Raw genomic sequence first — 13509 nt, forward strand, 5'->3', positions numbered from 1 at the left:
GCTGCTCACCAGCCGGTGAGCAGCAGGTGGTTGAGGAGCAGCGCGAGGACGGCCTGTGCGGCGAGCCAGGCGCGCGGGCCGGGCAGGAAGGCGGCGGCGGGGAGCAGCCAGAACGCGAAGGGCAGCCAGATGCGTTCCGTCTCCGCCTTGCTCATCCCGGACAGATCGGCGATCAGCAGCGCGAGGAGGGCGGACGCCACGAGCACCGCCAGGCGGGCGGCGGCGCCCCGGTCCCCGATGAGCGCGCCCCCGGCCCCGCGCAGCCCGGCCACCGTCGCCGGGCCGGTGATCAGCACCGTGCACGCGAGGTTGGCCCACACCCAGTACCCGTACGGCCGTACCCCGCCCGCCCCCTGGTGGTAGCGGGTGACCAGCAGCCGGTACGCCTCCCACCAGTCGAACCCCAGCACGGCGAACACCACCGGCACCACCAGGAACCCGGCGATCACGTACGGCAGTACCCGCAGCCGCCGCGTCCCCAGCAGCAGGACGGCCGCGCCGATCACCGCGAACAGGGTGAGCCCGTACGACAGGTACGCGGTGAGCCCGAACAGCAGTCCCGAGCCGAGGCCCGTCCAGGCCGGGCGGTGTCCGGTCACGGCGAGGGCGAGCAGGGCGACGGCCCAGGCGGCGACCGCCGTGAAGTAGCCGTCGGCGGACGTGCCCGTCCACACCGCCGCCGGGGCCAGGACCAGGAAGGGCGCCGCGCGGCGGGCGAGCGACTCGTCGGCGAGCCGGCGTACGGCGATCAGGATCGCGACCACCGCCGTGGTGCCGGTGACGATGACGAAGGCGCCCGCCCACCCTCCGCCGCCCAGCCCGATCCGGTCGAGGAGGACGAAGGTGAGGGTGGCGCCCGGTGGGTGCCCGGCGACATGGGCGGGCCAGTTGTCGGGGCTGCCGAGCAGGATGTGCGCGTCGAAGTCCCGCAGGGCGGCGGGGATGTCCCGGAAGCGGTCGACGGCCCGCAGGTACTCGTGGGTGGTGGTCAGCTGCTCGGCGACGCCCCGGGACCAGCCGTCGACGAGGGCGAGGGACCAGGTCCACGCCAGGGACGCCGCCCACGCAGCCGGCAGCAGGCGTCGCCAGGACAGCCTGGCGGCCAGGGCGGGGCCGTACGCCACCACGGCGGCGGCGACGACCAGCGCGGCCGGAGTACCCGGGCCGGCGTGCGGCGCCCAGTCGGCCAGCAGCGGCGGCCAGTCCACCCGGAGCGTGCCGTAGCGGTCCTCGAGCCGGGCGCCGATCAGTACGGCGGCCAGGACGAGCAGTACGGCGGCCAGGACCGCCGAGAGGTCACGGACCGTGGCACGGGAAAGATCGCGGTTCACGTCGTCACGCTAGGCCGGGAGAGCGGTGGTGAGCGGCCGGCCAGGGCGGATGTCAGCGTTTCGTCATCGCTTCCGCACCCTTTCGAGGGGTGGTGCGGACCTACGGTCGGCACATGCCTCGGTCTTCCCTCCCCACCCGCCCCGCGCGCGGCCCGTTCGCGCCGGACTTCTGGCGCAGCCCGCTGCGCGGCCCCCGGTTCACCTCGGTGCTCGGGGTCGTCCTCCTCGCCGGCGTCACGATCCTGTTCGTGACGGGACTGCTGTCGTACGCCGCGTACAACCCGGATCTCGCGCCGGTGAACGACAAGACCCCCGGCAAGGGGATCCTCGGCTTCTACCTCTTCTCCTGGCCCACCGACCCGCCGTGGCTGTACCGGCTCACGCAGGGCGTCCACGTCACGCTCGGCCTCGTGCTCGTGCCGGTGCTGCTGGCCAAGCTGTGGTCGGTGGTGCCCAAGCTGTTCACCCTGCCGCCGGCCCGCTCGCTCACCCACGCCCTGGAGCGGATCTCGCTGCTGCTCCTGGTCGGCGGGGCGCTGTTCGAGTTCACCACGGGCATCCTCAACATCCAGCTCGACTACGTCTTCCCCGGCTCCTTCTATCCGCTGCACTTCTACGGCGCCTGGGTGTTCTTCGGCGCGTTCGCCGCCCACGTGGTGCTGAAGGCGCCGGTGGCGGTCCGGAACCTGCGGAGGATGCGGGAGGGGGGCGATGAAGACGCGGACGAGCTGGTGGCTCCGCGTCCCGATCCGCCGACCGTCTCGCGGCGCGGGGCGTTCGGGCTGGTCGGCGGCGGTTCGCTGCTGCTGCTCGTCACCTCCGCCGGGCGCAGCTTCGACGGGCCGCTGCGCGAGACCGCCGTCCTCACCCCGCACGGCGGTCCCGAACCGGGCAGCGGACCCAACGCGTTCCAGATCAACAAGACGGCCGCGTACGCCGGGATCCGTCCCGCCGAGACGACGGAGGAGGCGTGGCGGCTGGTCGTCACCGGGCGATCCGGCACCGTACGGCTCGACCGGGCCGAGCTGCTCGGGATGCCGTTGCACAGCGCTGATCTGCCCATCGCCTGTGTGGAGGGCTGGTCCACCTCCGACCAGTGGTGGCGGGGCGTACGGCTGCGGGACCTCGCGGCGCTCGTCGGTCATGAGGAGCCGGTGGACGTGTTCGTGGAGTCGCTGCAGCGCCGTGGGGCGTTCCGGCGTGGTGCGCTGCGGGCCAATCAGGTCGCCGACCCGCGTTCTCTGCTCGCCCTGTTCGTCAACGGTGAGGAACTGACCGCCGATCACGGTTATCCGGCCCGGATCATCGTGCCTGCCGCGCCCGGTGTGCTCGACACCAAGTGGGTCGCTCGGCTGACCTTCGGTGAACTGTGAGGCGACCTGTGAAGCTGTTCGTGCTGCTCTGCTCGTTCGTCCTCTGCGCGTACGCGGGGGTGCGGTTGCTCGACGGTGACTGGGTCATGGTCGCGCTGTGGTTCGTGGGGGCGGCGGTGATCCATGATCTGGTGCTGCTGCCGCTGTATGCGGCGGTCGACCGTGTGCTGGTGAAGGGTGCGGGGCGGCGGAGGGGGTGGGTCAACTATGTGCGGGTGCCTGCCGCGCTGTCCGGGCTGTTGTCGCTCGTGTGGTTTCCGCTGATCACCGGCCGGGTGTCGGAGCGGTACGCCGGCGTCGCGGGTCTGTCCGCGGACGGCTACGTGGTTCGGTGGCTGATCGTCACGGCTGTGCTGTTCGGGGGGTCGGCGGTGGTGTTCGCGGTGCGGGTGAGGAGGGGGCGGCGGGTGTCGGTCGGCGGCTGACGGGTGTGCCGGCCGGTGTGTCGTCGCCCCCGCCGCCCCTTCCCGTTCCCGTCCCCGGGGGCTGCGCCCCCAGACCCCCTTTCGGCCCTGGACGGGCCTTGTCCTCAAACGCCGGACGGGCTGATTCAAGCCCCTCCGGCGTTTGAGGAGCGGGGGTCCGGGGGCAGCGCCCCCGGAGGACGGGAACGGGAAGGGGCGGCGGGGGCGAAAAACTCGTCCCTACCTCGCTCGGAGTGCCACGAAGGAGCGCCCGCCCGCCGACCATTCGTCCTCAGCCCGCCAGCCCGCCCCCTCCGCGTACCGCCGCAGCGCCGGAGTCCCGAGGCGGGCCCACGGGAAGGGGGCGCCGGGCGTGCGGTGGGCGTCGGTGATCTGGACCAGGGTGCGTTCGTCGACGTCCGGGTACGGGACCGTCTCGGCGACCAGCAGGCCGCCCGGCGAAAGCAGCTGAGCGAGTCGGCGGAGCAAGGCGTCCGGATCGCCGCCGATGCCGAGGTTGCCGTCCATGAGCAGGGCGGTGTCCCAGCGGCCGGTGCCGGGGAGCGGGTCGAAGACGGAGCGGAGCAGTGCCTGCCCGCCGCGCCGGACGGTGTGCGCCACCGCCGCCGAGCTGACGTCGATGCCGAGGACGCGACGCCCCTCGGCGCCGAGCGCCGCGACCAGCCGCCCCGGACCGCAGCCCACGTCCAGCACCGCCCCCTCGCAGCGCCGCAGCACCTCCAGGTCCGCCGTGTCGGCCTCCGCGCACCAGCGCTCCACGTCCAGGGGGAGCAGCCAGCCGTCGGCGCGGCGCAGGAACAGCGGTCCCCGGCCGGCGTGCAGGGCGTCGGCGTAGGGGTCGGCGGACCAGGCGCGTTCGGCGGCGGGGGCCGTCCGCTGGTGTCCCACGCGTGCTGCCGCACGTACGCCGCTCACCGGTGGGCCGCCGTCAGTCGGGCCAGCCGTGCGGCGAACCGGCCGCCGGGTGCCTCACCGGCGACCAGCGCCGCGTCGTACGCCGTGTCCACGTCCCGCAGCAGCGGCAGTTCCCGCACCCGCAGACGCGCGAGCCGCCGCCGTTGCACGGCCCCGGTCTCCGGTGTCGACATGGGGACCCCGCGCAGCAGTCCGGGGTCGGGTTCGGCCAGGCCGAGCGCCCAGAAGCCGCCGTCCTCGGCGGGACCGAAATACGCGTCGCAGTCACCGAAGTCCACGGTGAGCAGTTCCGGGGTCACCTGGGGCGTGTCCATGCCGATGAGGAGGGCGGGTCCGTCGCACCCGGCGAACGCGGCGGCCAGCCGCTCGTCGAGCCCGCCCGCGCACTGCGGTACGACCTCGACACCGGCCGGCAGCCAGCGTCCCGGCGCTCCGTCCAGCACCAGAACCCGGCGCCGCGCGGGCGTACGCGCCACCGCGTCCAGCGTGTCCGCGAGCGCGGCCTCGGCGAGCGATGCCGCCTCCTCGGGGGTGAACGGCGGGGTCAGCCGGGTCTTCACCCGGCCGGGGCGGGGTTCCTTGGCGATCACCAGCAGCGTGACGGGCGACGACGTCACGACACCGCCCCTTCCCGCACCGGCGCCTCCTGGAGGACGCGGCTCATGTCCCGTACCGCCTGGAAGGTGCCGCGCCAGGTGCCGGTCACCTTGGAGGCGCCGGTGCGCGGCGCGTACGGGACGTCGTGCTCGGTGACGCGCCAGCCGGCGTCGGCGGCGCGCACCACCATCTGGAGTGGGTAGCCGCTGCGCCGGTCGGTGAGGTCCAGGGCGAGCAGCTCCTCGCGCCGGGCCGCCCGCAGCGGGCCGAGGTCGCGCAGCCGCAGTCCGGTACGGCGGCGCAGCAGCCGGGACAGCGCGAGGTTGCCCGCGCGGGCGTGCAGCGGCCAGGCCCCGCGCGCCCGCGGCCGGCGCCGGCCCAGCACCAGGTCGGCCTCGCCGGCCCGCACCTCGCGCACGAACGGCACCAGATCCGCCGGGTCGAGGGAGGCGTCGCAGTCGCAGAAGCAGACGATGTCGGCCGTGGCGGCGGTCAGCCCGGCGTGGCAGGCGGCGCCGAAACCGCGCCGCTCCTCGTGCACGACGGTCGCGCCGAGCTCGCGGGCGACGCGGTCGGAGCCGTCGGTCGAGCCGTTGTCCACGACGAGGGCACGCCAGCCGGGCGGGACGCGCTCCAGCACCCACGGCAGCGCCGCGGCCTCGTCGAGACAGGGGAGGACGACGTCCACGGACGGCGGGCCCGGATCCGGGGCGGGGGAGGAGGAGGTCACGGCTCTCACCCTACGAACACGAAACGGGCATACCGGTCATCGACTCCTTACGGAACGCGGACGTCGGCGGCCGTCCCGCACCGCTCGCGCACGCGTGGTGCGAGGCTGGGCGCATGGAGCAGCGACCACCCAACGCCGAGGCCGGGGCCCGGGTCCTCGTCGTGGACGACGACCCCACCGTCGCCGAGATCGTCACCGGCTATCTCGACCGCGCCGGATACGTCGTCGACCGGGCCGGTGACGGCCCCGACGCGCTCGCCCGCGCGGCGGCCCACTGGCCGGACCTCGTCGTCCTCGACCTGATGCTGCCCGGCATGGACGGCCTGGAGGTGTGCCGCAGGATGCGCGGGCGCGGGCCCGTGCCGGTCATCATGCTCACCGCGCGGGGCGACGAGGACGACCGCATCCTCGGCCTGGAGGTCGGCGCCGACGACTACGTCACCAAGCCGTTCAGCCCGCGCGAACTCGTCCTGCGCGTCGAGTCCGTACTGCGCCGCACCCGCCCCGCCCCGGCCGCGTCGGGACTGCTGCGGGCGGCCGGCCTCTCCGTCGACCCCGCAGCCCGCCGGGCCGCCAAGAACGGTGCCGAACTCGCCCTCACCATCCGTGAGTTCGACCTCCTCGCGTTCTTCCTGCGCCACCCCGGGCGGGCCTTCGCGCGGGAGGAGCTGATGCGGGAGGTGTGGGGCTGGGACTTCGGTGACCTGTCCACCGTGACCGTCCACGTACGGCGGCTGCGCGGCAAGGTCGAGGACGATCCGGCGCGGCCCCGGATCGTCCAGACCGTGTGGGGCGTCGGCTACCGCTTCGATCCCGCCGCCGGTTCCGGGGAGGAGTGAGCGATGCGCGACATGCTGCTCATCGCCCTGTTCGCCTTCCTCGGCGCCGCCGCGGCCGGCGTGCTCGGCGCGTGCGTGCTGCTGCTGATCCGGCGCCGGTCGCTGACCGCGCATCTCGCGGTCGTCGCCGGGGTCGCGGTGGCGGCGATGCTCGCGGGCACCCTCGCCGTCGCCCAGGCGATGTTCCTGTCGGCACACGACCTGAGCGTGGTGACCACGGTCGTCGCCATGGCCGCCGTCGTCTCCACGGTCACCGCGCTGCTGCTGGGCCGCTGGGTCGTCGCCCGCAGCCGTGAACTGGCGCTCGCCGCCCGCTCGTTCGGCGACGGCGGGGACTTCGCCGCGCCCGAGCGCCCGTCCACCGCCGAACTCGCCGCGCTCAGCCGCGAACTGGAGGCGACCAGCGTCAGACTGGCCGAGTCACGGGACCGCGAGCGCGCCCTGGAGTCCTCCCGCCGCGAACTCGTCGCCTGGATCTCCCACGACCTGCGCACCCCGCTCGCCGGACTGCGCGCGATGGCCGAGGCGCTGGAGGACGGCGTCGCCGCCGAACCCGACCGCTACCTCAGGCAGATCCGCACCGAGGTGGAACGCCTCAACGACATGGTCGGCGACCTCTTCGAACTCTCCCGCATCCACGCCGGCGCACTGACCCTCTCGCTCTCCCGGATCTCCCTGTACGACCTGATCGGCGACGCCCTCGCCGGCGCGGACCCGCTCGCCCGCGAGCACGGCGTACGGCTCGTCGGGGACCGGGTGGAGTCGGTGCCGGTGGAGGTGGACGGGCGGGAGATGAGCCGCGTACTGGGCAACCTGCTGGTCAACGCGATCCGCCGGACCCCGGCCGACGGCACGGTCGCCGTCGCCGCGCGGCGCTCGGACGAGGGCGTGGTGCTGTCCGTGACGGACGGCTGCGGCGGCATCCCCGAGGAGGACCTGCCCCGCGTCTTCGACACCGGCTGGCGCGGCACCCACGCCCGCACCCCGCCGGCCGGCGCGGGCCTCGGCCTCGCCATCGTCCGCGGCATCGTCGAGGCCCACCGGGGCAGCACCACCGTCCGCAACGTCACCGGCGGCTGCCGCTTCGAGGTGACCCTCCCGGCGACGGAGGGCTGAGTCAGTCTCCCCGCAGTCCCGCCGCCGCGAACTCCCGCACGCCGTCCGCGAAGCCGACCTCCGGTTTCCAGCCCAGTTCGGCCCGCAGGCGGGAGGAGTCCGCCGTGATGTGGCGGACGTCGCCCAGGCGGTACTCCCCGGTGACGACCGGCTCCGGACCGCCGTACGCGACGGCCAGGGCGCGGGCCATCTCGCCGACCGTGTGCGGGGTGCCGCTGCCGGTGTTGTACGCGGTGAGCGCCCCGGCGGCCGGGCCCGCCGTCAGCGCGGCGACGTTCGCCGCCGCCACGTCCCGTACGTGCACGAAGTCCCGCCGCTGACCGCCGTCCTCGAAGACGCGCGGGGCCTCGCCGCGGGCCAGCGCCGAGCGGAAGAAGGAGGCGACGCCCGCGTACGGGGTGTCGCGGGGCATGCCGGGGCCGTACACGTTGTGGTAGCGCAGCGACACCGCCGAACCGCCCGTCGACCGGGCCCAGGCGGCGGCCAGATGCTCCTGGGCCAGCTTGGTCGTGGCGTACACGTTGCGCGGGTCGACCGGGGCGTCCTCGGCGACCAGGCCCGGTTCGAGGTCCGTCCCGCACACCGGGCAGGCGGGCTCGAAGCGGCCGGCCGCCAGGTCGGTGACGGTCCGTGGGCCGGGACGCACCACCCCGTGCCGGGCGCAGGTGTAGCGGCCCTCGCCGTACACCACCATCGACCCGGCCAGCACCAGCCGCTCCACCCCCGCCTGCGCCATCGCGGCCAGCAGTACCGCCGTACCCAGGTCGTTGCGGGAGACGTACTCCGGTGCGTCGGCGAATCCGGTTCCGAGGCCCACCATCGCCGCCTGGTGGCAGACGGCGTCCACGCCGGAGAGGGCGTCGCGGACTGCTCCCGGAGAGCGTACGTCCGCCGTGGGATCGGTGCGGATGTCGAAGACGACGGGCTCGTGCCCGTGGGCCCGCAGCGCCTCGACGACATGGGACCCGATGAATCCGGCACCGCCGGTGACCAGTACGCGCATGTGCCCACGCTAGGCGCGGATCCTGCCGGACAGCGGGGCCGCGCCCGCGACGTCACGGGTCCGTAAGACCGGAGAGCGCCGGTGGGCGGAGTTCGTGCGGGGCGGGGGGGGTGTCGCGCAGCCCGGCGCTTACGGGGTGCCTCCCCCACTCTCGGCTCCGCTCGAGCGGGAGGTACCCCCACCGCCCACCCGTGCCGCCCCGGGGGTACCTCCCAGGCCCTTGAGGCACTGGGGGAGGCACGACTGCCCGCGGCTGACACGGCATGCGACTGCCCGCGGAAGCGGCAGGACCGTCAATGGTCGCCGTTCAGCGGCAGTCGTACGGTGAACACCGTCGCCCCCGGCTCGCCTCTCAGCTCGATGTCGCCGCCGTGCGCCCGTACCAGTGACCGGGCGACCGCGAGGCCCAGGCCGCTGCCGCCGCGGTCGCGGCTGCGGGCCTTGTCGACGCGGTAGAAGCGGTCGAAGACGCGCTCCCGGTCCTCCGCCGGGACACCGGGCCCCGCGTCGGTGACCCGCACCAGGGCCGAGTCACCGGTGACGGACACCGCCACGGACACCCGGGTACCGGCGGGAGTGTGCACGGCCGCGTTGGTGAGCAGGTTGTCCAGGACCTGCCGTATGCGCTGCGGATCGAGCCGCAGGACCAGCGGGGCGGACCTGGCCGTCACCGCCAGCGGATGTCCCGGATGGCTCGCCCGGAACGCGTCGGCGGCCTGCTGGACCAGCTCTCCCAGGTCCGTGTCCGCCGTCCGCAGCGGCGCCTCCACCTCCGCCGCGTCCAGCCGGGCGAGCAGCAGCAGGTCGTCGAGGAGTACGCCCATCCGGGCGGCCTCCGCCCGCAGCCGGGCCAGGTGCCGCTCGCGTTCGGCGGGTTCGTTGGCGGCGGCGTACTGGAACAGGTCCGCGTAGCCGCGTACCGACATCAGCGGGGTGCGCAGTTCGTGCGAGGCGTCGGCGACGAACCGGCGCAGCCGCAGCTCGGCCTCCGCGCGCACCGCGAGGGAGTCGTCGATGTGCTCCAGCATCGTGTTGAACGCGGTGCGCAGCTCCGCCACCTCCAGGCCGCCGTCCCGCCCGTCGGCGCGCAGCGGCAGCCGGGCCGCCGACTCGGTCAGGTCGTGCGAGGCGATGCCGTGCGCGGTGTGCGCCATGTCGCTCAGCGGCTTCAGCCCGCGCCGCAGCATCCGCCGCCCGAACACCACCAGTGCCAGCAGCGCGAGCGCGAACACCACCACCTGCACGGTGATCAGCTGCGCGACGGTCTCCTCGATGTCCTCCACGGGCGCGGCGCTCACCAGCACCACCCCCGGTTCGACCTCGCAGCCGCGCAGCCGGTAGGTGCCCTCCCCGTCGATCCGCGCGGTGCGCGTCAGTTCGGTGTCGGAGTGCGCCATCGCCCGCGCGAGGTCGGCCAGGGCGCGGGTGTCCTCGGGCACGTCGGAGGGCCTGCGCAGGGTGACCGCGTCGTCGGAGACGTCGTACACCGCCGTGTACCAGCCGTAGTACGGCTTCCGCCTGACCGTGCCGTGCGCCGCCGCGTCCTTGGCCTGCACGGCCTGGATCAGCTTGAGCTGGTCGCCGAGCTGCCGCTCCAGATAGTCGTGCATGTACGTGGTGAGCGCGGTGCCGACGACCGCGAACACCGCCAGCGACAGCACCCCGAGGCCCAGCGCCAGCCGGGTGCCCAGGCGCATCCGCCGGTACGTCTCCCGCAGCCGCCGGAGATACGCCGTCACCCGGCGGCCTGCCGGATCACGTACCCGAAGCCCCGCACGGTCTGGATCAGCGGCTCACCGGTGTCGTCCAGCTTGCGCCGCAGCCGGCTCACCACCAGTTCCACCACATTGGAGCGGCCCCCGAAGCCGTACTCCCACACATGGTCCAGGATCTGCGCCTTGGTCAGCACGGTCGGCGACCGGCGCATCAGGTAGCGCAGCACCTCGTACTCGGTCGGCGTCAGCGACAGCAGCCGCTCACCGCGCCGCACCTCGCGGGTGTCCTCGTCCATCGTCAGGTCCGCCACCCGCAGCACCGACCGCTGGTACCCCGGTCCCGTGCTGCGCCGCAGCACCGTCCGCAGCCGGGCCATCAGCTCCTCCACGGCGAACGGCTTGACCAGGTAGTCGTCCCCGCCCCGGGTCAGCCCCGCCACCCGGTCGGCGACCCCGTCCCGCGCGGTGAGGAACACCACCGGCACCATCGTCCCGGAGCGCCGCAGCCGGTCCAGTACGCCGAAGCCGTCGACGTCCGGCAGCATCAGGTCGAGCACCACGATGTCCGGGCGGAAGTCGGCGGCGCGGCGCAGCGCCTCCTCACCCGAGTTGGCGGTGACCGCCTCCCAGCCCTCGTAGCGGGCGACCGTCGCCACCAGGTCGGCTATCGGCGGGTCGTCGTCCACGACGAGGAGTCGTACTTTTTCCACCCGCCCATACTGCGGCACACCGCTCCCGGCGCCAGAGGCGGTGCACGATCGCGTCTCGATCGATAAAAACTTGAAAGTTGACCGACAGGAGATCGACAGCGCCTGTGACCAAGCTCGGAGTCCCAGGACCCGACCAAGGAGTTTCCGGCGTGACAGCTGTCCAATCGCCTCCCGCACCCCCCACCGCGAGGCGACGCCCCAAGGCGGTGGCGCGCATCGGCCTGTACGGCCTGCTCGCCGCGAACGCGGCGGTGGTGGCCGTCTTCTTCGTCCAGGCGGGCTTCGGTGCGAACGCCCTCGTCGTGCTCGGCCGCCTCACCGGCCTGTACGCCGCCCTGCTGATGGCGTTCCAGCTGCTGCTGGTGGCCCGGCTGCCCTGGCTGGACCGCCGGATCGGCATGGACCGGCTGACCCTGTGGCACCGCTGGACCGGCTTCGGACTGCTGTGGACGCTCCTCGGCCACGCCGTCTTCATCACCTTCGGCTACGCCGAGATGTCCTCCATGGACCCGGTGAACCAGCTCGTCGACCTCGCGGAGACCGTCGAGGGCGTGCTGCGCGCGGTCGTCGCGCTGGCGCTGATCCTGGTCGTCGGCGCGGTCTCGGCCCGCCGCGCCCGGCGCCGCCTCGCCTACGAGACCTGGCACTTCGTCCACCTCTACACCTACGTCGCCGTGGTCCTGGCCTTCACCCACCAGATCGCCGTCGGCTCCACCTTCACCGCGTCCCCCGCCGCCACCGCCTACTGGTACGGACTGTGGGGCGCCGCCCTCACCGCGGTGTTCGCCGGCCGGCTGGTGCTGCCGCTGTGGCGGAACCGGCGCCACCAGCTGCGGGTCACGGCCGTCGTGCCCGAGAGCGACAACGTGGTGTCCGTCCACATCACCGGCCGCGATCTGGACCGGCTGCCCGCCCGCGCCGGCCAGTTCTTCCTGTGGCGGTTCCTGACGAAGGACCGCTGGTGGCAGGCGAACCCGTTCTCCCTGTCCGCCGCGCCCGACGGCCGCACCCTGCGGCTCACCGCGAAGGCGGCCGGCGACGGCAGCGCGGCCCTGCGCCATCTCAGGCCCGGCACCCGGGTCTTCGCGGAGGGCCCCTACGGCGCCTTCACCGCCCTGCACCGCACCCGCCCCGACGCCCTGCTCATCGCCGGCGGCGTCGGCGTCACCCCGATCCGGGCCCTGCTGGAGGAACTGCACGGCCACGCCGTCGTCCTCTACCGCGTGAACACGGAGACCGACGCCGTACTCCACGACGAACTGCGCGAACTCGCCCTCGCCAAGGGCGCCGAACTGCACCTCGTCACCGGCCCGCCCGTACCCGACCGGCTCGCCCCCGGCGAACTGTCCCGCCTGGTCCCCGACCTCACCGACCGGGACGTCTACGTCTGCGGCCCGCCCGGCATGACCACCGCGGTCCTGCGCGGCCTGCGCGAACTGGGCGTACCGAAGCAGCAGATCCACTACGAGCGCTTCAGCCTGGCCGGATGACGGACGCGCGGAGAGCGAGGAGAACACCGTGAAACGAGCACTGCCCGTCCTGGTCCTGACCGTCGCCGGACTGATCCCGGTCTGGCGCTACACCCCGTCCGCCCCGGAGCCGGCGGTCGCCGAACCCGCGCCCGCCCCCTCGGTGTCCACCTCCCCGGGCAGCACCACCCGGGTGGTGGCCGGCCCCACCGTCGACACGGAGAAGGGCCCCGTGCGGGTCGAGGTCACCCTCGACGGCGACCGCATCAGCGCGGTGCGGATGCTCCAGCAGCCGGACCACCCGCAGACCACGGCCGCCGTACCGGTGCTGATCGAGGAGACGTTGGAGGCCCAGAGCGCCGACGTCGACACGGTCTCCGGCGCCACCGTCACCAGCGACGGCTACCGGGAGTCCCTGCAAGCCGCCCTCGACGCACAGGGCTCCTGACGTGCGGCGCGTCGAACACGTCATGGGCTTCCCGGTGTCGCTGCGCATCGACGACGAGGGGTTCGAGGGATCCGCGGTGGACGACCTCTTCGCCTGGCTGCGCGAGGTCGACGCCCGCTTCAGCCCGTTCCGCGAGGACAGCGAGGTCTCCCGCCTGGACCGGGGCGAATCGGACCCCGGCCGGCTGAGCCCCGAGCTGACCGAGGTCCTCGACCTGTGCGAGCGGTACCGGACCGCCACCGGGGGCGCGTTCGACGTACGGCTGCCGGGCCGGCGCCTCGATCCGTGCGCGGTGGTGAAGGGCTGGTCGGTGCAGAAGGGCGCCGATCTGCTGCGGGCGGCGGGAGCGCGGCGGTTCTGCCTCAACGCCGGCGGTGACGTGGTCGCCGCCGGCGGGCCGTGGCGCGTGGGCGTACGGCACCCCGAACACGCCGACCGGCTCTGCACCCTCGTGGACCTCACCGACGGCGCGGTCGCGACCTCCGCGCGCTACGAACGCGGCGACCACATCATCGACGGCCGCACCGGCCGCCCGGCGACCGGCCTGCTCGCCCTGACGGTCACCGCCCCCACCCTGACCCTGGCGGACACGGTCGCCACGGCGGCCTACGCGCTGGGTGCGGAGGGGATCGAGTGGGCCGCCGCACGCCCCGGCTGCGAGGTGTTCGCCGTGACGGCGGACCGCCGGGTGGTGCGGACCGCCGGGTTTCCCTCGGCGGAATCGGGGCAGGTGGCGGCGTAGTCCGGGTCGCCGCGACCCGGGTCGTTGAGTTCCAGGGTTCTGTCAGAGGTGCCGTTTACACTCGACCGGCGACAGAGCGTGCGACCTCGGTCAAAA

At 74.0% G+C, this 13509-nt stretch carries 14 protein-coding genes; 7 read left to right on the forward strand and 7 right to left on the reverse strand.

Annotated elements, in window-relative coordinates:
- Positions 1-5: 5 nt before the first annotated feature.
- Complete coding sequence (locus tag AMK33_RS02275; protein ID WP_073930957.1) at positions 6-1331, reverse strand: hypothetical protein; 1326 nt, start codon at positions 1329-1331, stop codon at positions 6-8.
- Between the two features lie 113 nt (positions 1332-1444).
- On the opposite strand from AMK33_RS02275, the gene AMK33_RS02280 reads away from it, so the two are divergent.
- Both AMK33_RS02280 and AMK33_RS41075 read left to right on the forward strand, forming a co-directional pair.
- Entirely contained in the window at positions 1445-2704 is a 1260-nt protein-coding gene (locus AMK33_RS02280) for a molybdopterin-dependent oxidoreductase (protein ID WP_073930958.1), read from the forward strand.
- 8 nt (positions 2705-2712) lie between these two features.
- On the forward strand, positions 2713-3129 hold the full coding sequence (locus AMK33_RS41075) for a hypothetical protein (RefSeq protein WP_167748547.1): 417 nt from the start codon (positions 2713-2715) through the stop codon (positions 3127-3129).
- Positions 3130-3348: 219 nt separating this feature from the next.
- Here AMK33_RS41075 and AMK33_RS02290 read toward each other — a convergent pair whose 3' ends face one another.
- From AMK33_RS02290 to AMK33_RS02300, 3 genes are read right to left on the reverse strand one after another with little or no spacing between them, the layout of a single operon-like run.
- Positions 3349-4017: a class I SAM-dependent methyltransferase gene (locus AMK33_RS02290; protein WP_073930960.1), complete on the reverse strand. Its 669-nt coding sequence runs from the start codon at positions 4015-4017 to the stop codon at positions 3349-3351.
- 23 nt (positions 4018-4040) lie between these two features.
- Positions 4041-4661 (reverse strand): TIGR04282 family arsenosugar biosynthesis glycosyltransferase, encoded by a 621-nt coding sequence (locus AMK33_RS02295; protein ID WP_073930961.1) that lies wholly within the window; start codon positions 4659-4661, stop codon positions 4041-4043.
- Positions 4658-5380 (reverse strand): glycosyltransferase family 2 protein, encoded by a 723-nt coding sequence (locus tag AMK33_RS02300; RefSeq protein WP_073930962.1) that lies wholly within the window; start codon positions 5378-5380, stop codon positions 4658-4660. Before AMK33_RS02300 ends, AMK33_RS02295 begins: the two co-directional genes overlap by 4 nt.
- Positions 5381-5484: 104 nt before the next feature.
- Between AMK33_RS02300 and AMK33_RS02305 the strand changes: the two genes are divergently transcribed.
- Both AMK33_RS02305 and AMK33_RS02310 read left to right on the forward strand, forming a co-directional pair.
- Positions 5485-6210 (forward strand): response regulator transcription factor, encoded by a 726-nt coding sequence (locus tag AMK33_RS02305; RefSeq protein ID WP_073930963.1) that lies wholly within the window; start codon positions 5485-5487, stop codon positions 6208-6210.
- A 3-nt stretch (positions 6211-6213) separates the two neighbouring features.
- Positions 6214-7326 (forward strand): sensor histidine kinase, encoded by a 1113-nt coding sequence (locus AMK33_RS02310; protein ID WP_073930964.1) that lies wholly within the window; start codon positions 6214-6216, stop codon positions 7324-7326.
- A gap of 1 nt (position 7327) precedes the next feature.
- Here the strand turns inward: AMK33_RS02310 and AMK33_RS02315 are convergent, their stop codons facing one another.
- The 3 genes from AMK33_RS02315 to AMK33_RS02325 all read right to left on the reverse strand — a co-directional run bounded on the left by AMK33_RS02315 (position 7328) and on the right by AMK33_RS02325 (position 10754).
- On the reverse strand, positions 7328-8329 hold the full coding sequence (locus AMK33_RS02315; RefSeq protein WP_073930965.1) for an NAD-dependent epimerase/dehydratase family protein: 1002 nt from the start codon (positions 8327-8329) through the stop codon (positions 7328-7330).
- 293 nt (positions 8330-8622) lie between these two features.
- Positions 8623-10026 carry a sensor histidine kinase gene (locus tag AMK33_RS02320; RefSeq protein ID WP_073931489.1) on the reverse strand — a complete coding sequence of 468 codons (1404 nt, stop codon included), beginning with the start codon at positions 10024-10026 and terminating at the stop codon, positions 8623-8625.
- Positions 10027-10064: 38 nt separating this feature from the next.
- Positions 10065-10754, reverse strand: coding sequence for a response regulator transcription factor (locus AMK33_RS02325; protein ID WP_201262947.1), 690 nt, complete (start codon positions 10752-10754; stop codon positions 10065-10067).
- Positions 10755-10903: 149 nt separating this feature from the next.
- On the opposite strand from AMK33_RS02325, the gene AMK33_RS02330 reads away from it, so the two are divergent.
- Genes AMK33_RS02330 through AMK33_RS02340 form a run of 3 tightly spaced genes read left to right on the forward strand, consistent with a single transcriptional unit; the run spans position 10904 to position 13413 of the window.
- On the forward strand, positions 10904-12244 hold the full coding sequence (locus AMK33_RS02330) for a ferredoxin reductase family protein (RefSeq protein ID WP_073930967.1): 1341 nt from the start codon (positions 10904-10906) through the stop codon (positions 12242-12244).
- A gap of 28 nt (positions 12245-12272) precedes the next feature.
- On the forward strand, positions 12273-12671 hold the full coding sequence (locus tag AMK33_RS02335; RefSeq protein ID WP_073930968.1) for an FMN-binding protein: 399 nt from the start codon (positions 12273-12275) through the stop codon (positions 12669-12671).
- A 1-nt stretch (position 12672) separates the two neighbouring features.
- A complete protein-coding gene (locus AMK33_RS02340; protein WP_073930969.1) occupies positions 12673-13413 on the forward strand; it encodes an FAD:protein FMN transferase in 741 nt (246 codons plus the stop codon).
- The last annotated feature ends 96 nt before the right edge of the window (positions 13414-13509 follow it).

Origin of the sequence: Streptomyces sp. CB02400 (assembly GCF_001905725.1) — a bacterium.
Classification (GTDB): domain Bacteria; phylum Actinomycetota; class Actinomycetes; order Streptomycetales; family Streptomycetaceae; genus Streptomyces; species Streptomyces atrovirens.